The sequence below is a fragment of the Enterobacter genomosp. S genome (assembly GCF_001631805.1).
Lineage (GTDB): Bacteria > Pseudomonadota > Gammaproteobacteria > Enterobacterales > Enterobacteriaceae > Enterobacter > Enterobacter quasihormaechei.
This window is the reverse complement of the sequence record NZ_LVVA01000001.1, coordinates 360,078-383,072: the sequence shown is the minus strand read 5'-3', so window position 1 is coordinate 383,072 and position 22,995 is coordinate 360,078. Positions and strand designations below refer to the sequence as shown.

General features: G+C 56.2%; 16 protein-coding genes. 7 read left to right on the top strand and 9 right to left on the bottom strand.

The window, feature by feature from the left end; all coding sequences use genetic code 11:
* From mukF to A3466_RS01865, 6 genes are all read left to right on the top strand, one after another.
* On the top strand, nt 1-1,323 hold the full coding sequence (gene mukF / locus A3466_RS01890; RefSeq protein WP_041910621.1) for a chromosome partition protein MukF: 1,323 nt from the start codon (nt 1-3) through the stop codon (nt 1,321-1,323).
* Nucleotides 1,304-2,008 (top strand): chromosome partition protein MukE, encoded by a 705-nt coding sequence (gene mukE / locus A3466_RS01885; RefSeq protein ID WP_049132609.1) that lies wholly within the window; start codon nt 1,304-1,306, stop codon nt 2,006-2,008. The genes mukF and mukE overlap by 20 nt, the downstream gene beginning before the upstream one ends.
* Nucleotides 2,008-6,456 carry a chromosome partition protein MukB gene (mukB, locus tag A3466_RS01880; RefSeq protein ID WP_063449156.1) on the top strand — a complete coding sequence of 1,483 codons (4,449 nt, stop codon included), beginning with the start codon at nt 2,008-2,010 and terminating at the stop codon, nt 6,454-6,456. The genes mukE and mukB overlap by 1 nt, the downstream gene beginning before the upstream one ends.
* A gap of 178 nt (nt 6,457-6,634) precedes the next feature.
* Entirely contained in the window at nt 6,635-8,458 is a 1,824-nt protein-coding gene (ldtD, locus tag A3466_RS01875) for a L,D-transpeptidase (protein ID WP_063449155.1), read from the top strand.
* A 175-nt stretch (nt 8,459-8,633) separates the two neighbouring features.
* Nucleotides 8,634-9,185 carry a YcbK family protein gene (locus tag A3466_RS01870; protein WP_003858202.1) on the top strand — a complete coding sequence of 184 codons (552 nt, stop codon included), beginning with the start codon at nt 8,634-8,636 and terminating at the stop codon, nt 9,183-9,185.
* A gap of 20 nt (nt 9,186-9,205) precedes the next feature.
* Nucleotides 9,206-9,853, top strand: coding sequence for an MBL fold metallo-hydrolase (locus A3466_RS01865; RefSeq protein ID WP_063449154.1), 648 nt, complete (start codon nt 9,206-9,208; stop codon nt 9,851-9,853).
* Between the two features lie 52 nt (nt 9,854-9,905).
* Here the strand turns inward: A3466_RS01865 and A3466_RS01860 are convergent, their stop codons facing one another.
* The 4 genes from A3466_RS01860 to pncB all read right to left on the bottom strand — a co-directional run bounded on the left by A3466_RS01860 (nt 9,906) and on the right by pncB (nt 15,716).
* Nucleotides 9,906-11,096, bottom strand: coding sequence for an amino acid aminotransferase (locus tag A3466_RS01860; protein WP_063449153.1), 1,191 nt, complete (start codon nt 11,094-11,096; stop codon nt 9,906-9,908).
* Between the two features lie 184 nt (nt 11,097-11,280).
* A complete protein-coding gene (gene ompF / locus A3466_RS01855; protein WP_063449152.1) occupies nt 11,281-12,339 on the bottom strand; it encodes a porin OmpF in 1,059 nt (352 codons plus the stop codon).
* Between the two features lie 606 nt (nt 12,340-12,945).
* Nucleotides 12,946-14,346, bottom strand: coding sequence for an asparagine--tRNA ligase (asnS, locus tag A3466_RS01850; protein ID WP_003858191.1), 1,401 nt, complete (start codon nt 14,344-14,346; stop codon nt 12,946-12,948).
* A gap of 167 nt (nt 14,347-14,513) precedes the next feature.
* Nucleotides 14,514-15,716: a nicotinate phosphoribosyltransferase gene (gene pncB / locus A3466_RS01845; protein WP_063449151.1), complete on the bottom strand. Its 1,203-nt coding sequence runs from the start codon at nt 15,714-15,716 to the stop codon at nt 14,514-14,516.
* A 254-nt stretch (nt 15,717-15,970) separates the two neighbouring features.
* Between pncB and pepN the strand changes: the two genes are divergently transcribed.
* Nucleotides 15,971-18,583 carry an aminopeptidase N gene (gene pepN, locus A3466_RS01840; RefSeq protein ID WP_063449150.1) on the top strand — a complete coding sequence of 871 codons (2,613 nt, stop codon included), beginning with the start codon at nt 15,971-15,973 and terminating at the stop codon, nt 18,581-18,583.
* Between the two features lie 90 nt (nt 18,584-18,673).
* Here pepN and ssuB read toward each other — a convergent pair whose 3' ends face one another.
* The 5 genes from ssuB to ssuE are packed head-to-tail and all read right to left on the bottom strand — an operon-like array spanning nt 18,674 to nt 22,914.
* Nucleotides 18,674-19,444, bottom strand: coding sequence for an aliphatic sulfonates ABC transporter ATP-binding protein (gene ssuB / locus A3466_RS01835; protein WP_063449149.1), 771 nt, complete (start codon nt 19,442-19,444; stop codon nt 18,674-18,676).
* Nucleotides 19,441-20,232, bottom strand: a complete 792-nt coding sequence (ssuC, locus tag A3466_RS01830) for an aliphatic sulfonate ABC transporter permease SsuC (protein WP_063449148.1) — start codon at nt 20,230-20,232, stop codon at nt 19,441-19,443. The genes ssuB and ssuC overlap by 4 nt, the downstream gene beginning before the upstream one ends.
* A gap of 9 nt (nt 20,233-20,241) precedes the next feature.
* Nucleotides 20,242-21,387 carry an FMNH2-dependent alkanesulfonate monooxygenase gene (gene ssuD, locus A3466_RS01825; RefSeq protein ID WP_063449147.1) on the bottom strand — a complete coding sequence of 382 codons (1,146 nt, stop codon included), beginning with the start codon at nt 21,385-21,387 and terminating at the stop codon, nt 20,242-20,244.
* Nucleotides 21,384-22,346, bottom strand: a complete 963-nt coding sequence (locus tag A3466_RS01820) for a sulfonate ABC transporter substrate-binding protein (protein WP_063449146.1) — start codon at nt 22,344-22,346, stop codon at nt 21,384-21,386. Before A3466_RS01820 ends, ssuD begins: the two co-directional genes overlap by 4 nt.
* Nucleotides 22,339-22,914: an NADPH-dependent FMN reductase gene (gene ssuE / locus A3466_RS01815; RefSeq protein WP_063449145.1), complete on the bottom strand. Its 576-nt coding sequence runs from the start codon at nt 22,912-22,914 to the stop codon at nt 22,339-22,341. The genes A3466_RS01820 and ssuE overlap by 8 nt, the downstream gene beginning before the upstream one ends.
* Between the last annotated feature and the right edge of the window lie 81 nt (nt 22,915-22,995).

Sequence of the window (22,995 nt, the reverse complement as noted above, 5' to 3'; positions counted from 1 at the left end):
ATGAGTGAATTTTCCCAGACAGTCCCCGAACTGGTTGCCTGGGCCAGGAAAAACGATTTCTCCATCTCGCTGCCGGTAGACAGACTCTCTTTCCTGCTGGCGGTTGCGACGCTGAACGGCGAACGCCTGGATGGCGAAATGAGTGAAGGCGAACTGGTGGACGCGTTCCGCCACGTCAGTGATGCGTTTGAGCAAACCAGCGAAACCATTAGCGTGCGTGCCAATAACGCAATCAATGATATGGTGCGTCAACGTCTGCTGAACCGCTTTACCAGCGAGCAGGCGGAAGGAAACGCCATCTATCGTCTGACGCCACTGGGCATTGGCATTACCGATTACTACATCCGCCAGCGCGAATTTTCCACGCTGCGTCTCTCCATGCAGCTCTCCATTGTTGCAGGCGAGCTGAAGCGTGCCGCCGACGCGGCCGATGAAAACGGTGACGAGTTCCACTGGCACCGCAACGTTTATGCGCCGCTGAAATACTCGGTCGCTGAGATTTTCGACAGTATCGATCTGACTCAGCGTCTGATGGACGAACAGCAGCAGCAGGTGAAAGACGATATTGCCCAGCTGCTGAATAAAGACTGGCGCGCGGCCATTTCCAGCTGTGAACTCTTACTGTCAGAAACGTCCGGTACGCTGCGTGAGTTGCAGGATACGCTGGAGGCGGCGGGGGACAAGCTACAGGCCAACCTGCTGCGCATCCAGGACGCGACGCTGGCGCACGACGATCTGCATTTTATCGACCGTCTGGTGTTCGATCTGCAAAGCAAGCTTGACCGCATTATCAGCTGGGGCCAGCAGTCGATCGACCTGTGGATCGGGTACGATCGCCACGTGCATAAATTTATCCGTACCGCTATCGATATGGATAAGAACCGCGTCTTTGCTCAGCGTCTGCGCCAGTCGGTACAGACCTACTTTGACGCGCCGTGGGCGCTGACCTACGCCAACGCCGATCGTCTGCTGGATATGCGCGACGAAGAGATGGCGCTGCGCGATGAAGAGGTCACCGGTGAACTGCCGCCGGATCTGGAATACGAAGAATTTAACGAAATTCGCGAGCAGCTTGCGGCGATGATCGAAGAACAGCTCGCTGTCTACAAAACCAGACAAGCGCCGCTGGATCTTGGCCTCGTGGTGCGCGACTATCTGGCGCAGTATCCGCGAGCGCGCCACTTCGATGTAGCCCGCATTGTTGTAGACCAGGCGGTGCGCCTGGGCATCGCACAAGCCGATTTCACCGGACTGCCGCCGAAGTGGCAGCCGATTAACGATTACGGAGCCAAGGTACAGGCGCATGTCATTGACAAATATTGAAAACGTGATGCCAGTTAAGCTGGCACAGGCGCTGGCAAATCCGTTGTTTCCGGCGCTGGACAGCCAGCTGCGTGCCGGTCGTCACATTGGCCTTGACGAGCTGGATAATCACGCCTTTTTGATGGACTTCCAGGAGTATCTGGAAGAGTTCTACGCTCGCTATAACGTTGAGCTGATCCGCGCGCCGGAAGGGTTTTTCTACCTGCGCCCGCGCTCTACCACGCTTATTCCGCGCTCGGTGCTTTCCGAACTGGACATGATGGTCGGCAAAATTCTCTGCTACCTCTACCTCAGCCCGGAACGTCTGGCGAATGAAGGGATCTTCACCCAGCAGGAGCTTTACGATGAGCTGCTGTCGCTGGCGGATGAAAGCAAGCTCCTGAAGCTGGTAAACAACCGTTCGACGGGGTCCGATCTGGACCGTCAGAAATTACAGGAAAAAGTACGTTCCTCCCTCAACCGCCTGCGCCGTCTGGGGATGGTGTGGTTCATGGGCCACGACAGCAGCAAATTCCGCATCACCGAATCGGTCTTCCGCTTTGGCGCCGACGTGCGCGCGGGTGACGATGCGCGTGAAGCGCAGCTGCGCATGATCCGTGACGGTGAAGCGATGCCGGTGGAAAACCATTTGCAGCTCAATGACGAGCATGAAGAGAATCAGCCGGATAGCGGGGAGGAAGAGTAATGATTGAACGCGGTAAATTTCGCTCACTAACGCTGATCAACTGGAACGGCTTCTTTGCCCGAACCTTCGATCTGGATGAGCTGGTGACGACGCTCTCCGGCGGTAACGGGGCGGGTAAATCCACCACCATGGCGGCTTTCGTCACGGCGCTGATCCCTGACCTGACCCTGCTGCACTTCCGTAATACCACCGAAGCCGGCGCAACGAGCGGCTCTCGTGATAAAGGTCTGCACGGTAAGCTAAAAGCGGGCGTCTGTTATTCCGTGCTGGACGTGATCAACTCCCGTCATCAGCGCGTGGTTGTGGGCGTACGTCTGCAACAGGTTGCTGGCCGCGACCGTAAAGTGGATATCAAGCCGTTTGCGATCCAGGGGCTGCCAACCTCCGTGCAGCCGACCGCGCTGCTGACGGAAACCCTGAATGAACGTCAGGCTCGCGTCCTGACGCTCCAGGAGCTGAAGGACAAACTGGAAGCCATCGAAGGCGTGCAGTTTAAGCAGTTTAACTCCATCACCGACTACCACTCCCTGATGTTCGATCTCGGCGTGGTTGCCCGTCGTCTGCGTAGTGCGTCAGATCGTAGTAAATACTACCGTCTGATTGAAGCCTCCCTGTACGGCGGTATCTCCAGCGCCATTACCCGCTCCCTGCGCGACTACCTGCTGCCGGAAAACAGCGGTGTGCGTAAGGCCTTCCAGGATATGGAAGCTGCGCTGCGTGAAAACCGTATGACGCTGGAAGCGATTCGCGTTACGCAGTCTGACCGCGACCTGTTTAAGCACCTGATCAGCGAAGCCACCAACTACGTGGCGGCGGATTACATGCGTCACGCCAACGAGCGCCGCATTCATCTCGATCAGGCGCTGGAGTACCGCCGTGAGCTGTTTACCTCCCGTAAACAGCTGGTGGCCGAGCAGTATAAGCATGTCGAAATGGCGCGCGAGCTGGGCGAGCACAACGGTGCTGAAGGGGATCTGGAAGCCGATTACCAGGCCGCCAGCGATCATCTGAACCTGGTGCAGACCGCGCTGCGTCAGCAGGAAAAAATCGAGCGCTATGAAGCCGATCTTGACGAGCTGCAAATTCGTCTTGAGGAACAAAATGAAGTGGTGGCCGAAGCCGCCGATTTGCAGGAAGAAAACGAAGCCCGCGCTGAAGCCGCCGAGCTGGAAGTGGATGAGCTGAAAAGCCAGCTCGCGGATTACCAGCAGGCGCTGGACGTGCAGCAGACGCGTGCGATCCAGTACAACCAGGCGCTACAGGCGTTGCAGCGCGCCAAAGAGCTGTGCCACCTGCCGGATCTGACCCCGGAAAGCGCTGATGAATGGCTGGATACCTTCCAGGCCAAAGAGCAGGAGGCCACCGAAAAACTGCTTTCTCTCGACCAGAAAATGAGCGTGGCGCAAACCGCGCACAGCCAGTTTGAGCAGGCGTACCAGCTAGTGGTGGCGATTAACGGTCCGCTGGCGCGTAACGAAGCGTGGGACGTTGCCCGCGAACTGCTGCGCGATGGCGTCAATCAGCGCCATCTGGCCGAGCAGGTGCAGCCGCTGCGCATGCGCCTCAACGAGCTGGAACAGCGTCTGCGCGAACAGCAGGAAGCCGAGCGTCTGCTGGCGGAGTTCTGCAAACGCCAGGGTAAACGTTACGATTTTGACGAGCTTGAGGCCCTGCATCAGGAGCTGGAAGCGCGTATTGCGGCTCTGTCCGATACCGTATCAAATGCCAGCGAACAGCGTATGACGCTGCGTCAGGAGCTGGAACAGCTTCAGTCCCGTTCGAAGACGCTCTTGCAGCGTGCGCCGATCTGGCTGGCCGCACAAAGCAGCCTGAACCAGCTCAGCGAGCAGTGTGGCCAGGAGTTTGCGTCCAGCCAGGACGTCACCGAATACATGCAACAGCTGCTGGAGCGCGAGCGCGAAGCGATTGTTGAGCGTGACGAAGTGGGCGCGCGCAAGCGTGACGTCGATGAAGAGATCGAGCGTTTAAGCCAGCCAGGCGGCTCTGAAGATCCGCGTCTGAATGCCTTAGCCGAGCGTTTCGGCGGCGTGCTGCTGTCTGAGATTTATGACGACGTTGGCCTGGACGATGCGCCGTACTTCTCCGCCCTGTACGGTCCGTCCCGTAACGCGATTGTGGTGCCGGACCTGTCGCTGATTTCTGACCAGCTTGCAGGGCTGGAAGACTGCCCGGAAGATCTCTATCTCATCGAAGGGGATCCGCAGTCGTTTGATGACAGCGTATTCAGCGTCGACGAGCTGGAAAAAGCGGTGGTGGTGAAAATCGCCGATCGCCAGTGGCGCTACTCGCGCTTCCCGGAACTGCCGCTGTTTGGCCGCGCCGCGCGTGAAAGCCGCATTGAAAGCCTGCACGCCGAGCGCGAAACGCTTTCCGAACGGTTTGCGACCCTCTCGTTTGACGTGCAGAAAACCCAGCGTCTGCATCAGGCGTTCAGCCGCTTTATCGGCAGCCATCTGGGCGTGGCCTTTGAGCCCGATCCGGAAGCCGAAATTCGCAAGCTCAACACCCGCCGCGGTGAGCTGGAGCGTGCGCTGGCCAGCCATGAAAATGACAACCAGCAGAGCCGCGTCCAGTTCGAGCAGGCGAAAGAGGGCGTTGCGGCGCTTAACCGTATCCTGCCGCGCCTGAACCTGCTGGCGGACGATACGCTCGCCGACCGCGTGGATGAAATTCAGGAACGACTGGACGAGGCGCAGGAAGCCGCGCGCTTTATGCAGCAGCACGGCAATCAGCTGGCAAAACTGGAGCCGATGGTTTCCGTTCTCCAGAGCGACCCGGAACAGTTTGAGCAGTTAAAAGAGGATTATGCCTGGTCGCAGCAGGTGCAGCGCGAAGCGCGTCAGCAGGCCTTTGCCCTGACGGAAGTGGTGCAACGTCGTGCGCACTTCGGCTACTCCGATTCAGCAGAAATGCTGAGCGGGAACAGCGATCTTAATGAAAAGCTGCGCCAGCGCCTTGAGCAGGCCGAAGCAGAACGTACGCGCGCGCGCGAAGCGATGCGTACGCACGCCGCACAGCTGAGCCAGTACAGCCAGGTAATGGCGTCGTTGAAAAGCTCCTTCGACACCAAGAAAGAGCTGTTAAACGATCTGCATAAAGAGTTGCAGGACATTGGCGTGCGCGCCGACAGCGGTGCAGAAGAGCGGGCACGTATTCGCCGCGATGAGCTGCATGCGCAGCTCAGCAACAACCGTGCGCGTCGTAATCAGCTGGAAAAAGCGCTGACCTTCTGTGAAGCGGAGATGGACAACCTGACGCGTCGCCTGCGCAAGCTGGAACGTGACTATCACGAGATGCGCGAGCAGGTTGTGACCGCGAAGGCGGGTTGGTGCGCGGTCATGCGCATGGTGAAAGACAATAACGTGGAACGTCGTCTGCACCGCCGCGAGCTGGCGTATCTGTCGGCCGATGAACTACGTTCTATGTCGGATAAGGCGCTGGGCGCGCTGCGTCTGGCGGTAGCGGATAACGAACACCTGCGCGACGTGCTGCGCATGTCCGAAGATCCGAAGCGTCCTGAGCGCAAAATTCAGTTCTTCGTGGCGGTGTATCAGCACTTACGCGAGCGTATTCGTCAGGACATCATCCGTACCGACGATCCGGTTGAAGCGATCGAACAGATGGAGATCGAACTGGGCCGTCTGACGGAAGAGCTGACCTCCCGCGAGCAGAAGCTGGCAATCAGTTCCCGCAGCGTGGCGAATATTATTCGTAAAACTATACAACGCGAGCAGAACCGTATCCGTCAGCTGAACCAGGGCCTGCAAAGCGTGTCGTTTGGCCAGGTCAACAGCGTGCGTCTGAACGTGAACGTGCGCGAGGCGCACTCCACGCTGCTGGACGTGCTGTCTGAACAGCACGAGCAGCATCAGGATCTGTTCAACAGCAACCGCCTGACCTTCTCCGAAGCGCTGGCGAAGCTGTATCAGCGTCTGAATCCGCAGATTGACATGGGCCAGCGCACGCCGCAAACCATTGGCGAGGAGCTGCTGGACTACCGCAACTACCTGGAAATGGAGGTTGAGGTTAACCGTGGCTCTGACGGCTGGCTGCGCGCGGAATCCGGCGCGCTCTCTACCGGTGAAGCCATCGGTACCGGTATGTCGATTCTGGTGATGGTGGTGCAGAGCTGGGAAGATGAAGCGCGTCGTCTGCGCGGCAAAGACATCTCTCCATGCCGCCTGCTGTTCCTTGATGAAGCGGCGCGTCTCGACGCCCGCTCCATCGCCACGCTGTTTGAGCTTTGCGATCGTCTTGATATGCAGCTCATTATCGCGGCGCCGGAAAACATCAGTCCGGAAAAAGGGACGACCTATAAGCTGGTGCGTAAGGTGTTTCAGAACACCGAGCACGTGCACGTCGTTGGCCTGCGCGGCTTCGCACCGCAGCCGCCGGAGTCCTTACCCGGCACGGCTGACGCCTCATAAGGCGGTTCAGACAAAAGGCGGCGCGTATGCGCCGCTTTTTTTATTCACTTAACTTGTGTTCAGGGCTGCGTTATCTTTAAACTTCTTTACATAAGGTAAGGCAACAGCGTGTATGCCTTTCTATACTGAAGGAAAGCTCCAGAATAATGGGCATGTCGTGAAAAACAGGGGGCAAGGGATGTTGCTTAAGAAGAATCGTGGTCATCAGCTGTCTGCGCTGAGTTTATGCCTGACGGTGATGTTTGCTCCACTGTTTAGCGCTCAGGCCGATGAGCCTGAAATTGTACCGACTGACAGCTCCGCGACGATGGGCGCGCAGCCGACGTCGCTGTCACAACCGTTGGATCAGTCTCCGGCGACGGCCATTATGGCCGGCATCAAACCGCTGCCGGAAGGCATCGACACGGAATCATTGCGCCAGCAACTGATGACCGGGCTGCCCTCGGGCTATACTCCCGCTTATATTAATCAGCTTACGCTGCTTTACGCCGCGCGCGACATGAAGCCGATGTGGGAAAATCGCGATGCGGTCCGTGCCTTCCAGCAGCAGCTGGCTGAAGTGGCGATTGCAGGTTTTCAGCCGCAGTTCACCACCTGGGTTGAGCTTCTGACCGACCCTGCCGTGACCGGACAGGCGCGTGACGTGGTGCTGTCTGACGCCATGATGGGCTACTTACAGTTTGTGGCGGGCATTTCGGTGAACGGCAACCGCTGGTTATACAGCAGTAAACCGTACAAGCTGGCGACGCCTGCGCTTTCCGTCATCAATCAGTGGCAACTGTCGCTCGATAACGGTGAACTGCCGCGCTTTATCGCAAGCCTTGCGCCTGCCCATCCGCAATATGCCACTATGCATCAGTCGCTCCTTGAGCTGGTTGCGGATTCCCGCCCGTGGCCTCAGCTGCGAGGAACAGCAACGCTTCGTCCGGGGCAGTGGAGCAGCGATGTGCCTGCGATCCGCGAAATCATGAAACGGTCCGGCATGCTTGACGGCGGCCCTAAAATTGCCCTGCCTGGCGACGAGACGCAAAACGCGGTCGTCAGCCCGTCGGCGCCGGTGAAAGAGAAAACCGCCGTTGCGCAGAGCAATAAGCCCGCCGCTTACGATCGCGAGCTGGTTGCGGCGGTTAAGCAGTTCCAGGCGGCGCAGGGGCTGGGCGCCGACGGCGTGATTGGTCCATCCACCCGCGACTGGCTGAACGTCTCTCCGGCCCAGCGGGCAGGGGTGCTGGCGCTGAATATCCAGCGTTTGCGCTTGCTGCCGGGTACGTTATCCACCGGCATTATGGTTAACATTCCGGCCTACTCGCTGGTCTACTATCAGGACGGAAGCGAAGTGCTGGCGTCCCGTGTGATTGTAGGTCGACCTGACCGTAAAACGCCGATGATGAGCAGCGCGCTGAATAACGTGGTGGTTAACCCACCGTGGAACGTGCCGCCGACGCTGGCGCGCAAGGATATCCTGCCTAAGGTCTGGAATGACCCCGGTTATCTGGAGCGACATAACTATACGGTAATGCGCGGCTGGAACAGCAAAGAGACGATTGATCCCTGGATGGTGGACTGGTCAACGATTACCCCGTCGAACCTGCCGTTCCGTTTCCAGCAGGCACCGGGCGCGCATAACTCTCTGGGACGTTACAAGTTCAATATGCCAAGCTCGGACGCTATCTATCTGCATGATACCCCGAACCATAATCTGTTCCAGAAAGACGCTCGCGCGCTCAGTTCTGGCTGCGTTCGCGTGAATAAGGCCTCGGAGCTGGCGAATATGCTGTTGCAGGATGCAGGCTGGAACGATACGCGGATATCAGATGCCCTGAAGCAGGGGGATACGCGTTACGTCAATATCCGCCATAATATCCCGGTCAATCTTTACTATCTGACGGCGTTTGTGGGGGCAGACGGACGTACCCAGTATCGTACAGATATTTACAATTATGATCTGACAGCGCGATCCGGCGCACAAATCTTGCCAAAAGCAGAACAATTAATCAGGTAAATGAAGTAGTTCGGTGAAAATGATTGTCGTAAGTTATGGTGAATATAAGGCGATCTGTCTGCAAGCCGCGTATTCACTGGGGTTGGGCGCCTTGACGTAGCAGGTTTTGCCAGTTATGGTGCCCTTCGTGCGCTAAGCATATTGACAATTTCTTTTACCTGTAGACCTGATTATCATGGACAAATTTGACGCTAATCGCCGCAAATTGCTGGCGTTAGGTGGCGTTGCGCTGGGCGCAGCTGCCATCCTTCCGACGCCAGCATTTGCCACCCTCTCGACACCTCGTCCGCGTATTTTAACGCTCAACAATCTGCATACTGGTGAGACGCTTAAAGCGGAGTTTTTTGATGGCAGAGGCTATATTCAGGATGAATTAGCAAGACTCAACCATTTTTTCCGTGATTTCCGCGCGAACAAAATCAAAGCCATCGATCCTGGATTATTCGATCAGCTTTACCGCTTGCAGGGACTGCTGGGGACCAAAAGACCGGTACAGCTCATTTCTGGCTATCGCTCTCTGGATACCAACAATGAACTGCGCGCCCACAGCCGTGGGGTAGCGAAAAAAAGCTATCACACGAAAGGGCAGGCGATGGATTTCCATATTGAAGGCGTTTCGTTAGCCAATATTCGCAAAGCGGCGTTATCTATGCGCGCAGGTGGTGTAGGATACTACCCACGTAGCAACTTTGTGCATATTGATACCGGGCCGGTTCGGCACTGGTAATAACGAAACACAGGAGCAGTATGAACTATCGTATTATTCCGGTTACCGCGTTCTCACAGAACTGTTCATTGATCTGGTGTGAACAAACTAAACTGGCCGCGCTTGTCGATCCCGGCGGAGACGCTGAGACAATCAAGCAGGAAGTCGCTGCCAGCGGTGTGACGCTGATGCAGATTTTACTGACCCATGGTCATCTCGACCATGTGGGTGCAGCGGCTGAACTGGCTGAACACTACGGTGTGCCGATTATCGGCCCGGAAAAAGAAGATGAGTTCTGGCTACAGGGATTACCTGCTCAAAGCCGTATGTTTGGCCTGGAAGACTGTCAGCCATTGACACCTGACCGCTGGCTGAACGAAGGCGATCGCGTTAACGTAGGGAATGTAACTTTACAGGTGTTGCATTGCCCGGGGCATACGCCCGGTCATATCGTTTTCTTTGATGACTCGTCGCGTCTGCTGATCTCGGGTGACGTGATTTTCAAAGGGGGCGTAGGACGCAGCGATTTCCCGCGCGGCGATCACGGTCAGCTGATTCAGTCGATTAAGCAGAAGTTATTGCCGTTAGGTGATGATGTGACGTTTATCCCTGGCCACGGTCCGATGTCGACGCTGGGCAATGAGCGGTTGCATAACCCGTTCCTTCAGGATGAAATGCCCGTCTGGTAAACCCGGTTAAATAAAAAAGCCTGCATAATGCAGGCTTTTTTGTGGGTGCTGATTACAGCACTGCGACAATGGCTTCGCACAGTGGCGCCATGTTGTCAGGCGTCATACCTGCAACGTTCACGCGACCAGAGGCAACGGCATACACGCCAAACTCTTCACGCAGGCGCAGCACCTGCTCTTTGGTCAGGCCGCTGAAGGAGAACATGCCGTTCTGCTTGATGATGAAGCTGAAATCACGGTTAGCGCCTTTCTCTGCCAGCGTGTTCACAAACAGCAGACGCATGCGCTGAATGCGCTGACGCATATCGTTCAGCTCTTGTTCCCAGATTGCGCGCAGCGCATCGTTGCTCAGGATCGTCGCAACGACAGACGCACCGTGTGCCGGTGGGTTGGAGTAGTTAGCGCGAATCACGGATTTCATCTGGCTGAATGCGCGATCGATGGTTGCTTCGTCAGCAGCCACCAGCGTACAGGCACCGACGCGCTCGTTATACAGGCCAAAGTTCTTCGAGTAGGAGCTTGCGACAATCAGTTCCTGATGCACTGCGGCGAAGGCGCGCAGGCCTTCAGCATCTTCTTCCAGACCACGGGCAAAGCCCTGGTAAGCGAAGTCGAACAGCGGCAGCCAGCCTTTTTCTACAGACAGCTTAGCCAGCTGTTCCCACTGCTCAAGCGTAGGATCGATACCGGTTGGGTTATGGCAGCAGCCGTGGAACAGCACCACATCGCCCGCCTGGGCTTCGCTCAGGCTTGCCAGCAGGCCGTCGAAATCCAGCGCGTGGTTTGCCGCGTCGTAGTAGGCATATTCACGCACTTCCAGACCCGCAGAGTTAAACACGCTCTTGTGGTTCGGCCAGCTCGGGTTGCTTACCCACACGCGCTTGACGGAGGTGTTTTTCGCCAGAAAATCTGCCGCCACGCGCAGTGCGCCGGTACCGCCAGGGGTCTGCGCCGTGCGGGCGCGTTTTTCGCTCACAATGGTGCTGCCTTTGCCGAACAGCAGCTCCTGGGTGCAGCGACCAAATTCAGGAATACCATCAATACCGAGGTAGTTTTTGGTGGTTTCGTTTTCCAGCAGATACTGCTCAGCTTTTTTAACGCTGGTCAGTACCGGAGTTTTGCCGGTTTCATCTTTATATACACCAATACCCAGGTTGATTTTGCCAGGGCGGTCGTCGGCACGAAACAGATCGGCCAGGCCCAGAATTGGGTCGGCAGGAGCGGCAGTAATGTTCTCAAACATGACGAAGTTCCATTGTGATTACAGAAGTGAAATCCGCTATCAGGTTAACGGTAGATTTACAAAATGCCAACCGTTTGCGACGAAAAGCGTGCGGCTTTTCAAAAGTCGCTATTTTTTTCTCTCAGGAATAAAAAAACAGGGCCGAAGCCCTGTTCATTAAGCATATAACAATGAGGTGTGTTGATTAGAACTGGTAAACCAGACCCAAAGCCACGATGTCATCATTGTTGATGCCCAGCTTGTTGTCGTCTTTCAGCTGGTTGATCTGGTAGTCAACATAGGTGGACATGTTTTTGTTGAAGTAGTAGGTCGCACCGATATCGATGTAGTTGATGTAGTCTTCGTCACCGATACCTTCTACGTCTTTCGCTTTAGATTTGTAGTAAGCGATGGACGGACGCAGGCCGAAGTCGAACTGGTACTGAGCCACAACGGAGAAGTCCTGAGATTTGTTAGCGAAACCTCTGTTGCTCAGGCGCGCTGCGTTACGCATTTCGCCGTATACCGCTGCCAGGTAGATATTGTTCGCGTCGTATTTCAGACCGGTAGCCCACTGCTCAGCTTTGTCGCCTTTACCCCAGTCCAGGGTCTGCTGATTATTGGTACGGTCAGCTGCGCCGTAAGCACCCACGATGCCGAAGCCTTCGTAGTCATAGCTCAGAGAGGTCGCCCAGCCGTCGCCGTTAGAACGTACTGCGATATCACGGTCGTTCTTGCCCAGGTACTGAACGCCAAAGTTCAGACCATCTACCAGGCCGAAGAAGTTGCTGTTACGGTAAGTCGCCAGACCACCGGTACGGCCTGAGAAGAAGTTATCGGTTGCGCCGGTGTCACCACCGAACTCAGGCAGCATATCGGTGATGCCGATTGCGTCATAGACCAGGCCGTAGTTACGACCGTAGTCGAAGGAGCCTGCATCGCCGAATTTCAGACCTGCGAATGCCAGACGGGTTTTGTTGCCGTTCTGTGCATCGGCGCCTTCAGAGTTGTTACCCTGGAAGTTGTATTCCCACTGACCATAACCGGTCAGCTGATCGTTGATCTGCGTTTCGCCTTTGAAACCCAGACGCGCGTAAGTGTTGTCGCCATTGCTGCCGTCATTATCAGAGAAGTAATGCAGGCCAACTGCTTTCCCGTAAAGATCTAATTTGTTGCCGTCTTTGTTATAGATTTCAGCAGCGTTTGCTGCACCGGCTACCAGCAGGGCAGGGACTACCACTGCCAGGATATTGCGCTTCATCATTATTTATTACCCTCATTGGTTTTTTTATGACACTCGCCACTGCCGTCAATAAATTCTGTCAATAAATATTTCCGGAACTATTGATGAGAGTTAGGTGTCTTTATGTGTCTGACAGGCATCTTTCCATTCATAGAAGCGTTTCGCTACACTGAAAGTGCTACAACCTTCAAGATTCAGTTACAAAAAGAAAATATGTGTAACTAAATATGTATTATTAGGAACTTTGTGAAGCACCTCAAATTTCAGCGCAGTCTTGTGAATAAAACATCCGCTTTATTCTTATATATATGATTTCCATATGTTTAATTTAGCTAAAGGCCTTTCCTATAAACAGAAGTTAAACGGGTCATTTTTTCTTATGATCGGCAAAAGCCATCCAGATGGCTAAGAAATTGACCATTTATTGTGCTATTAGGTAAGAATTACTTTAAGCGCAATAAGAATGGGGTTATTTTTTTGTCGACAGATGTTTCGTGGAAACAAAACGTAACAGGTAGAGGTTATTGCGGGGTTGTGGTTTAAAGATGCTTACTTTTGACTGACGAAAACTGACGTTGCAGGATAAAATAACGGCCAGCATATGCTGGCCGTTAAGGATGTGGTCGGTTAGAAACTTGCGTTACGCGGCGTGCGTGGGAATGGAATCACATCACGTACGTTCTGAACGCCTGTCACGTAGGCAATCAGACGCTCGAAGCCCAGACCGAAGCCGGAGTGCGGCACGGTGCCGTAGCGACGCAGGTCGCGATACCAGCTGTAGTCCGCCGGGTTCAGACCCATCTCCTGCATACGCGCATCCAGCACGTCCAGACGCTCTTCACGCTGGGAACCACCGATGATTTCGCCGATGCCCGGGGCCAGTACGTCCATCGCAGCAACGGTTTTACCGTCTTCGTTAAGGCGCATATAGAACGCCTTAATGTCTTTCGGATAGTTTTTCACCACAACCGGTGCTTTGAAGTGCTTCTCTGCCAGATAACGTTCGTGCTCGGAGGAGAGATCCACGCCCCAGTAAACCGGGTTCTCGAATTTCTCACCGCATTTTTCCAGGATCGCGACCGCATCGGTGTAGTCCACCTGCGCGAAGTCTGCGGAAACGAAGCGCTCAAGACGGGCGATGGCGTCGTTATCGACACGCTCAGCGAAGAATTTCATGTCGTCTGCGCGCTCTTCGAGAACCGCTTTGAACACGTATTTCAGCATCGCTTCTGCTAGGCCTGCCACATCATTGAGATCCGCAAAGGCCACTTCCGGCTCCAGCATCCAGAATTCCGCCAGGTGACGGCTGGTGTTGGAGTTTTCCGCACGGAAGGTTGGGCCGAAGGTGTAGATCTTAGACAGCGCACAGGCGTAGGTTTCGCCGTTCAGCTGGCCGGAAACCGTCAGGAAGGCTTCTTTACCAAAGAAGTCTTTGTCGTAATCGACTTTACCTTCCGGCGTACGCGGCAGGTTTTCCATATCCAGCGTTGAAACGCGGAACATTTCACCTGCACCTTCGGTATCAGAAGCCGTGATCAACGGGGTAGAAACCCAGAAGTAACCCTGCTCGTCAAAGAAGCGATGCAGCGCCTGCGCCAGCGTATGGCGCACGCGCGCAACCGCACCAATCAGGTTGGTGCGCGGACGCAGGTGCGCGACTTCACGCAGATATTCGATGCTGTGACGCTTTGCAGCCATCGGATAGGTGTCCGGATCTTCAACCCAGCCGGTCACTTCCACCGAGGTCGCCTGAATTTCGTAGCTCTGACCCTGGCCCGGAGAGGCCACCACAACACCGGTGACGATCACGGAACAGCCTGTTGTCAGGTGCAGAACGTCATCATTGTAATTGGGCAGAGAATTATTAATGACGGCCTGTACAGGATCAAAGCAGGAACCGTCATAGACGGCGAGGAAGGAGATGCCAGCTTTAGAATCTCGGCGAGTACGCACCCATCCGCGCACGGTGACCTCCTGGTCAACGGCGACACGGCCCTGGAGTACGTCGGCTACAGGCACAACGCTCATAATATTCTCTCTGTTAATAGTCGGAAAAAATAAACACTTGTCCGCCCTTATTGGGGGGATATCTATGTTACCTGCCATCCGCTATCAGACAAGTAAATTTCACCGTCTTGAGAGAAGAAATAAGAAATAAATAAGAGAAGGGAGCCATGAAGGCTCCCCCGAAGCGGTTAACTGGCTTTTTTGACCTGAGGCAGATCGAAGGCTTTGCGTAATGCGCGAACAAACGCTTTATCATGGCAGATGGTTTTGCCCGGGCTGTCGGAGAGCTTCGCGACCGGCTTACCGTTACATTCCACCAGTTTTATAACGATGTTCAGCGGTTTCACCTGAGGAATATCGCAGGTTAACCGCGTACCAATCCCAAAACTCAGGTTCACCCGGGAAGAGAAGTGACGGTAAAGGTCGATGGCTTTCGCCAGGTCAAGGTTATCGGAGAAGACCAGCACCTTACTCATTGGGTCAATACCCAGCTTTTCGTAATGGGCAATGGCTTTCTCACCCCATTCAACCGGATCCCCGGAATCATGGCGTAACCCCTGGTAGCGTTCGGCAAACTCAGGGCCAAAGTCACGCAGGAACGCGTCCATGGTAATGCAGTCGGTAAGGGCAATACCCAGCCGATCCGGGTATTCATCAAGCCACGCGGCGAGGGCGGCGCGCTGGCTGTTGGCGAGGTCTGGGCTGATCTGCTGGTGCGCCTGGAACCATTCGTGCGCCTGGGTGCCCATCGGCGTTAAATCAAGACGACGCGCCAGATCGTAGTTACTGGTGCCAACGAACCACGGCTCCTGTTGCAGACGTCTGACGATAGCTTCCTGAACCTCGCGAGAGAAGCGGCGGCGCGTGCCAAAGTCCATCAGACGGAAGCGGGACATATCCAGCCCTTCGGTCAGCTGGTTAAACTCAACGAGTTTATTTTCCAGAGCGGCAACGGCCTGCGTCACACCGGTTTCAGGGGAGCGATAGCGGTGGGCCAGCTCGCTGATCACTGCCAGAAGCGGCACTTCCCACATGATCACTTCGCGCCACGGACCGGTCAGGCGAATGTCCAGCTTGCCGTTATCATTGGTGACGGTGACCTGTTCCGGCTTATAGCGGAAGTCGCGCAGCCAGTTCAGATAGTCCGCTTTAAAGAAAGGCAGGCCAGAAAGCCATTGATATTCGTCATCGGTGAGCGCCAGATGCTGCATGGCATCGACCTGTTCACGAATGGAATCTGCGTAGATACCCAGCAAGTCGTCACCCCGGCAGCGAAATTCCGCCGCAACATGAACATCATGATAGTGGTGAAACACGGCTTGCTGCATATGCAGCTTGTACGCATCGGTATCCAGCAACGTATGCAGAACCGGAGAAGCGAATTGAGTCATAGGTGCGCTGTAGCATCCTCTCACGGGAGCGTTTAGTACAATAAACAACTCCGGAGTATACCCTGTTTAGTGATTTATTGAACCCCGATCACAACATAAGCACTCTTTATGGTCGAGAACATTTCGTGCCCTGTGTTACAAAAATGTAGCTAAAAAGGGCGTTGTGCCTGAAAAGATGAACATTCTGCATAGCGTGTTTTACACAACAGGAATATATTGAATCGTTACTCGACAAACGATGCATAAGGTTTTCTATGACACAACAGCCACAAGCTAAATACCGCCACGACTACCGTGCGCCGGAATACCTGATAAGCGATATCGATCTGACCTTCGACCTGGATGCCACAAAAACCGTCGTGACGGCGGTAAGCCAGGTGACGCGCCAGAGCGCGACAGCCGTGCCGCTGCGTCTGGATGGTGAAGACCTGACGCTGGTTTCCCTGCATATTAATGATGAAGCCTGGTCAGACTATAAAGAAGAAGGCAACCAGCTGGTCATCGACAACCTGCCGGAACGCTTTACGCTGCGCATCGTGAATGAAATCAGCCCCGCCGCCAATACCGCGCTGGAAGGGCTTTACCAGTCAGGCGTGGCCCTGTGCACCCAGTGTGAAGCCGAGGGTTTCCGCCACATTACCTGGTATCTGGATCGTCCGGACGTGCTGGCGCGCTTTACCACTAAAATTATTGCCGACAAAACGCTGTACCCGTACCTGCTCTCCAACGGCAACCGTATTGGCGAAGGGGAACTTGAGAACGGCCGTCACTGGGTGCAGTGGCAGGATCCGTTCCCGAAACCATGCTATCTGTTTGCGCTGGTGGCGGGAGATTTCGATGTTCTGCGCGACACCTTCAAAACGCGTTCTGGCCGTGAAGTCGCGCTGGAGCTGTTCGTCGATCGTGGCAACCTCGACCGCGCGCCGTGGGCAATGACCTCCCTCATTAACTCCATGAAGTGGGATGAAACACGCTTTGGTCTCGAATATGACCTCGACATTTATATGATCGTGGCTGTCGATTTCTTCAACATGGGCGCGATGGAGAATAAGGGTCTTAACATCTTTAACTCCAAATACGTGCTGGCGCGCACCGATACCGCAACGGATAAAGATTACCTCGATATTGAACGCGTTATCGGCCACGAGTATTTCCACAACTGGACCGGGAACCGCGTCACCTGCCGCGACTGGTTCCAGCTGAGTCTGAAAGAGGGCTTAACCGTTTTCCGCGATCAGGAGTTCAGCTCCGATCTGGGATCGCGGGCGGTGAACCGCATCAATAACGTGCGTACCATGCGTGGCCTCCAGTTCGCAGAAGACGCCAGCCCAATGGCGCACCCGATCCGCCCGGATAAAGTCATCGAGATGAATAACTTCTACACCCTGACGGTGTATGAAAAAGGCGCTGAAATTATCCGCATGATCCACACCCTGCTGGGTGAAGAGAACTTCCAGAAAGGGATGCAGCTCTACTTCGAACGCCACGACGGCAGTGCGGCCACCTGCGACGACTTCGTCCAGGCGATGGAAGACGCGTCTAACGTGGATCTCTCGCACTTCCGCCGCTGGTACAGCCAGGCCGGCACGCCGATTGTGACCGTCAAAGACGACTACAACCCGGAAACCGAGCAGTACACGCTGACCATCAGCCAGCGCACGCCGCCTACGGCCGAGCAGGAAGAGAAATATCCGCTGCACATTCCGTTCAGCGTTGAGCTGTACGACAACGAAGGCAACGTGATCCCGTTACAAAAGGGCGGTCATCCGGTGCACAACGTACTGAACGTGACCCAGGCAGAGCAGACCTTTATCTTCGATAACGTCTATTTCCAGCCCGTTCCTGCACTGCTGTGCGAGTTTTCCGCGCCGGTTAAACTCGAGTACAAGTGGAGCGATCAGCAGCTGACGTTCCTGATGCGTCACGCGCGCAACGATTTCTCGCGCTGGGATGCGGCACAAAGCCTGCTGGCGACCTACATCAAGCTGAACGTGAACCGTTACCAGCAGGGCCAGCCGCTGACGCTGCCGGTTCATGTGGCAGACGCCTTCCGTGCCATCCTGCTGGATGAGAAAATTGACCCGGCGCTGGCGGCTGAAATTTTGACGCTGCCGTCCGCGACTGAAATCGCCGAGCTGTTTGACATCATCGATCCGATTGCGATCGTGGCGGTGCGTGAAGCGCTGACCCGCACGCTGGCGACCGAGCTGGCGGACGAGTTCCTGGCGATTTACAACGCCAACAAGCTGGACGCCTACCGCGTGGAGCATGCGGATATCGGCAAGCGTACCCTGCGCAATACCTGCCTGCGCTATCTGGCGTTTGGTGAGTCAGAGCTGGCGAACACGCTGGTGAGTAAGCAGTACCACGAGGCCGATAACATGACGGATGCGCTGGCCGCACTGTCTGCAAGCGTTGCCGCCGAGCTGCCGTGCCGCGATGCGCTGATGCAGGAGTACGACGACAGGTGGTATCAGGATGGTCTGGTAATGGACAAGTGGTTCATCCTTCAGGCCACCAGCCCGGCAGCCGATGTGCTCAGCAACGTACGCAGCCTGCTGAAGCACCGTTCGTTCACTATGAGCAACCCGAACCGCGTCCGCTCGCTGATTGGCGCGTTTGCCAGCAGCAACCCGGCCGCGTTCCACGCCGAAGACGGCAGCGGATATCAGTTCATGGTTGAAATGCTGACCGAGCTGAACAGCCGTAACCCGCAGGTGGCGTCTCGTCTGATTGAGCCGCTGATCCGCCTGAAACGCTACGATGCGCAGCGCCAGGCGAAAATGCGCGCCGCGCTTGAGCAACTGAAAGGGCTGGAAAACCTGTCTGGCGATCTGTACGAGAAGATTGCAAAGGCGCTGGCCTGATGTAAAAAAAAGCCCGGTGGCGCTACGCTTACCGGGCCTACGTGGAGTAGCGGGGCATCGGTTTTCTCCCTCTCCCACAGGGAGAGGGCATCAGGCATTAGCCTTAATCAATGCCCGTTCACTCACTCCACGTTTCATCACTCTATCCAGCACTTCCGCCTCCAGCTCCGCCAGTCTCGCTGACCCCACCCGGCGAGGGCGTGGAATATCCACCATCAGATCCAGCCCGATTTTTCCCTCTTCTATTAACAGCACCCGGTCGGCCATCGCCACGGCTTCGCTGACGTCATGCGTCACCAGCAGCACCGTAAAGCCGTGCGCCTTCCAGAGCGATTCAATCAAATCCTGCATCTCGATCCGCGTCAGGGCGTCGAGGGCGCCGAGCGGTTCATCAAGCAGCAGCAGGCCGGGACGATGAATCAGCGCGCGCGCCAGCGCCACGCGCTGCTTCTGTCCACCCGAAAGGGCAGCAGGCCATTCATCGGCGCGATTTTCAAGCCCAACGGCGGCCAGCGCCTGGCGGGCTTCATCGCGCCAGCTGCCTTTAAGGCCTAGCCCGACATTGTCGATAACCGATTTCCACGGCAGCAGGCGCGCGTCCTGGAACATCATGCGGGTATCGTCCTGAATATTCGAAAGCGGCGTGGTGCCCGCCAGAATGTCGCCGCCGTTGGGGGCTTCCAGTCCGGCCAGCAGCCGTAGCAGCGTACTCTTGCCGCCGCCGCTGCGCCCGACAACGGCCACAAACTGTCCGGCGGGGATATGCAGATCCAGTGCATTCAGAATGGTGTTTTTGCCGTAGCGTTTGGTCACGCCGTTCAGCAGTAACGGTGTCCCCTGGTTCAGTCGTGCAGTATTCATGCTTTCGCCTCCTGAGCGGTATAGGCCGGGTTCCAGCGCAGCCAGCTACGTTCCAGCCACTGGGCGCTGACGTCCGCCAGTTTGCCGAGCAGGGCGTAAAGGATAATGGCAACCACCACCACGTCCGTTTGCAGGAACTCGCGGGCGTTCATCGCCAGATAACCAATGCCGGAGTTAGCTGAAATGGTTTCCGCCACGATCAGTGTGAGCCACATCAGGCCGAGCGCAAAACGTACGCCGACCATAATGGAGGGCAGGGCGCCCGGCAGGATCACATGGATAAACAGAGCAAAACCCGACAGGCCATAGCTGCGGGCCATCTCAACCAGCCCGCGATCGATATTGCGGATCCCATGCCAGGTATTGATATAAATCGGGAACAACGTCCCCAGCGCCACGAGGAAGATTTTGGCGCTCTCGTCAATGCCAAACCACAGGATAACCAGCGGGATCAGCGCCAGATGCGGCACGTTACGCAGCATCTGAACGGAGGTATCCAGCAGCCGCTCGCCCCAGCGGGACAGGCCGCTGATGAGCCCCAGGGTCAGGCCGATGCTGCCGCCAATCGAAAAGCCGATGACGGCGCGCCAGGAGCTGATAGCCAGATGCTGCCACAGCTCACCGCTGGCGCTGAGCGTCCAGAACGCTTCCACAACGCCCTCCGGCGAGGGCAAAATGCGGCTGGACAGCCAGCCGGTTGTCGACGCCAACTGCCAGACGAGGACAATGCCGACGGGCAGAAACCACGGCGCGGCGCGCAGCAGCCATTTTTGTGCGATTGCAGACATGGCGGCTCCTTAGCTTTGCGCGACTTTTCTCGGAATAAACGCGTTCGCCACGGCTTCGCCCTGCAACTGAAGCTGACGCGGCTGGGGAATTTCCGGGATAGCGACATCCAGATGCGGGAACAGCAGTTCACCCACCTTGTACGCCTCTTCCAGATGCGGATAGCCGGAGAGAATAAAACTGTCGATCCCCAGCTCGGCGTATTCATTAATGCGTGCCGCCACGGTGGGACCGTCGCCTACCAGCGCCGTACCGGCGCCTCCGCGCACCAGTCCCACACCGGCCCACAGGTTTGGGCTGATCTCCAGATTCTCGCGCTTGCCGTTGTGCAGGGAGGCCATTCGGTGCTGCCCGACGGAGTCGGTTTTGGCAAACGCGGCCTGCGCCTTTGCGATGGTCTCGTCGTCCAGATGGGAAATCAGGCGATCAGCGGCCTGCCAGGCTTCTTCATTGGTTTCGCGCACAAGCACGTGCAGGCGGATACCGAAGCGTACCTTACGACCATGTTCTGCGGCTTTAGCGCGTACCTGGGCAATTTTCTCTTTAACCAGCTCCGGGGGCTCGCCCCAGGTCAGATAGAGATCGACCTGCTCGGCCGCCAGCGCCTGCGCCACGTCAGACGATCCGCCGAAATAGAGGGGAGGGCGCGGCTGCTGTACCGGCGGGAAGTAGAGCTTCGCATCGCGAACGTGGATATGTTTTCCTTCGAAGGTAACGGTTTCCCCTTCCAGCAGACGGCGCCAGACGCGGGTGAACTCCGCGGAAGCTTCATAACGCTCGGTATGATCGAGAAAGACGCCGTCGCCCGCCAGCTCCTGCGGATCGCTGCCCGTCACCAGGTTGAACAGCGCGCGTCCGTTGGACAGCCTGTCCAGCGTTGCGGCCTGGCGCGCCGCGACGGTGGGCGACACCACGCTCGGGCGCAAGGCTACCAGGAACTTCAGGCGCTGGGTGACGGGGATCATGGATGCGGCAACCAGCCACGCATCCTCACATGAGCGGCCCGTCGGGATCAGCACCCCGGTAAAACCGATGCGGTCTGCCGCCTGGGCGATCTGCTGTAGATAGCCGTGATCGACCGGGCGGGCGCCTTCTTCTGTACCAAGATAGTGTCCATCACCGTGGGTGGGTAAAAACCAGAAAAGATTCAGACTCATGATTTTTTTCCTTCAATGCTTGCGGGTTGCCAGATGCGTTCGCGAATATTCACCTGCTTTGGAACCAGGCGGTTTTGATAAAAGAGATCGGCCGTTTGCTGCTGAAGCGCGGCAACGTGAGCGTTAACTGGCGCAATGGTGGTGGGTGGACGATGATCAAGATATGTGGCGATCACCGGTTCAGGTAAGCCCATGGTTTTTGCCAGCAACGTGATGCTCTGCTGACGCTGGCTCTGGGTCAGTGCATCGGCCTGGGTAAAGGTATCCAGCACCTGCTGAATAAAGGCGCCATTTTTCTCTGCGTACGGACGTGCCGCCAGGTAGAACGAACCGGTCTGCTTCAGGATGGTGCCGTCTTTCAGCACCCTTACCCCGCCCTGCAACAGCGCGGCGGAGTAGTACGGATCCCAGATTGCCCAGGCATCGACGTTCTTCTGCTGAAACGCCGCGCGCGCATCGGCAGGCGTCAGGTAAACGGGCTGGATATCGGTGAATTTAAGGCCGGCTTCCTGCAACGCGCGCAGCAGCAGGTTGTGCGAGCTGGAACCTTTCTGGAAAGCAACCTTATGGCCTTTAAGATCGGCGACGCGTTTAATATCGCTGTTTTCCGGTACCAGGATCACCTCTGCCTTCGGCTTGGCGGGTTCAACGCCAACGTAAACCAGATCCGCCCCGGCAGCCTGAGCAAAGATAGGCGGGATATCGCCGGTGCTGCCTAAATCAATACTCCCGACGTTCAGCGCCTCCAGCATTTGTGGTCCGGCGGGGAACTCGACCCAGGAAAACGTGGTTTCCGGAAAGCGCGTCTCCAGCAGTGCATGGCTTTTCGCCAGCACCATGCTGACGCTGCCTTTCTGATAACCGATACGCAGGCTCTCCGGCGTGGTCTCCGCCGCCTGAGCCAGTGACGCCACTGCCAGCAGACCTGCCAGCCCGATACGGGTAACGGTTTTAAACATGGGCCACTCCTTGTGATTGATGACTTGCCGCTGCGTGACGATCCCGGCGGTTCAGGGCATGCCAGAAGGTTTCAAGCGCGCCGTCGAGGCGGGTTTGCAGGTTCGGCGTAAAATGCGGTTTATGTTGATAATCAATCACCTGTGAGTCGTCAGCGAACACGCCATGCAGGATCTCCTGGGCTTTTAGCGCGTTCAGAACCGGCTTGAGGGCATAATCTACCGCCAGCAAATGGGCGACTGTGCCGCCCGTGGCCAGCGGCAGGACGACCTTGCCGTCCAGCGCGCGTTCGGGCAGCAGATCGAGCAGCGTTTTCAGCGCGCCGGAAAAAGAGGCTTTATAAATCGGTGTCGCGACGATCAGCCCGTCAGCACTCTTAAACTGTTCGATCAAGGTTTTCAGCGCCGGGCTGTCGAAACGGGCGTAGAGCAGATCTTCAGGCGCGAAATTGTGTAAATTCCAGTGGCACACTTCCACATCCAGAGCATTAAGCTTTTCGCGAGCGTATTCCAGCAGAGCGCTGGAGCGAGAGGGGAAGCGTGGGCTTCCGGCCAGAGTAATGACGCGCATGGTTGCTCCTTATAACTAATTGTTTGCTTTTATCTAACATTAATAACAATTTTCAGGAGTGTGACATTACGTGGTTATTCC

Bases quoted from the DNA above. Each gene is read 5' to 3' on its own strand.
- mukF (WP_041910621.1), top strand. From the start codon at position 1: ATGAGTGAATTTTCCCAGACAGTCCCCGAACTGGTTGCCTGGGCCAGG.
- mukE (WP_049132609.1), top strand. From the start codon at position 1,304: ATGTCATTGACAAATATTGAAAACGTGATGCCAGTTAAGCTGGCACAG.
- mukB (WP_063449156.1), top strand. From the start codon at position 2,008: ATGATTGAACGCGGTAAATTTCGCTCACTAACGCTGATCAACTGGAAC.
- ldtD (WP_063449155.1), top strand. From the start codon at position 6,635: ATGTTGCTTAAGAAGAATCGTGGTCATCAGCTGTCTGCGCTGAGTTTA.
- A3466_RS01870 (WP_003858202.1), top strand. From the start codon at position 8,634: ATGGACAAATTTGACGCTAATCGCCGCAAATTGCTGGCGTTAGGTGGC.
- A3466_RS01865 (WP_063449154.1), top strand. From the start codon at position 9,206: ATGAACTATCGTATTATTCCGGTTACCGCGTTCTCACAGAACTGTTCA.
- A3466_RS01860 (WP_063449153.1), bottom strand. From the start codon at position 11,096: ATGTTTGAGAACATTACTGCCGCTCCTGCCGACCCAATTCTGGGCCTG.
- ompF (WP_063449152.1), bottom strand. From the start codon at position 12,339: ATGATGAAGCGCAATATCCTGGCAGTGGTAGTCCCTGCCCTGCTGGTA.
- asnS (WP_003858191.1), bottom strand. From the start codon at position 14,346: ATGAGCGTTGTGCCTGTAGCCGACGTACTCCAGGGCCGTGTCGCCGTT.
- pncB (WP_063449151.1), bottom strand. From the start codon at position 15,716: ATGACTCAATTCGCTTCTCCGGTTCTGCATACGTTGCTGGATACCGAT.
- pepN (WP_063449150.1), top strand. From the start codon at position 15,971: ATGACACAACAGCCACAAGCTAAATACCGCCACGACTACCGTGCGCCG.
- ssuB (WP_063449149.1), bottom strand. From the start codon at position 19,444: ATGAATACTGCACGACTGAACCAGGGGACACCGTTACTGCTGAACGGC.
- ssuC (WP_063449148.1), bottom strand. From the start codon at position 20,232: ATGTCTGCAATCGCACAAAAATGGCTGCTGCGCGCCGCGCCGTGGTTT.
- ssuD (WP_063449147.1), bottom strand. From the start codon at position 21,387: ATGAGTCTGAATCTTTTCTGGTTTTTACCCACCCACGGTGATGGACAC.
- A3466_RS01820 (WP_063449146.1), bottom strand. From the start codon at position 22,346: ATGTTTAAAACCGTTACCCGTATCGGGCTGGCAGGTCTGCTGGCAGTG.
- ssuE (WP_063449145.1), bottom strand. From the start codon at position 22,914: ATGCGCGTCATTACTCTGGCCGGAAGCCCACGCTTCCCCTCTCGCTCC.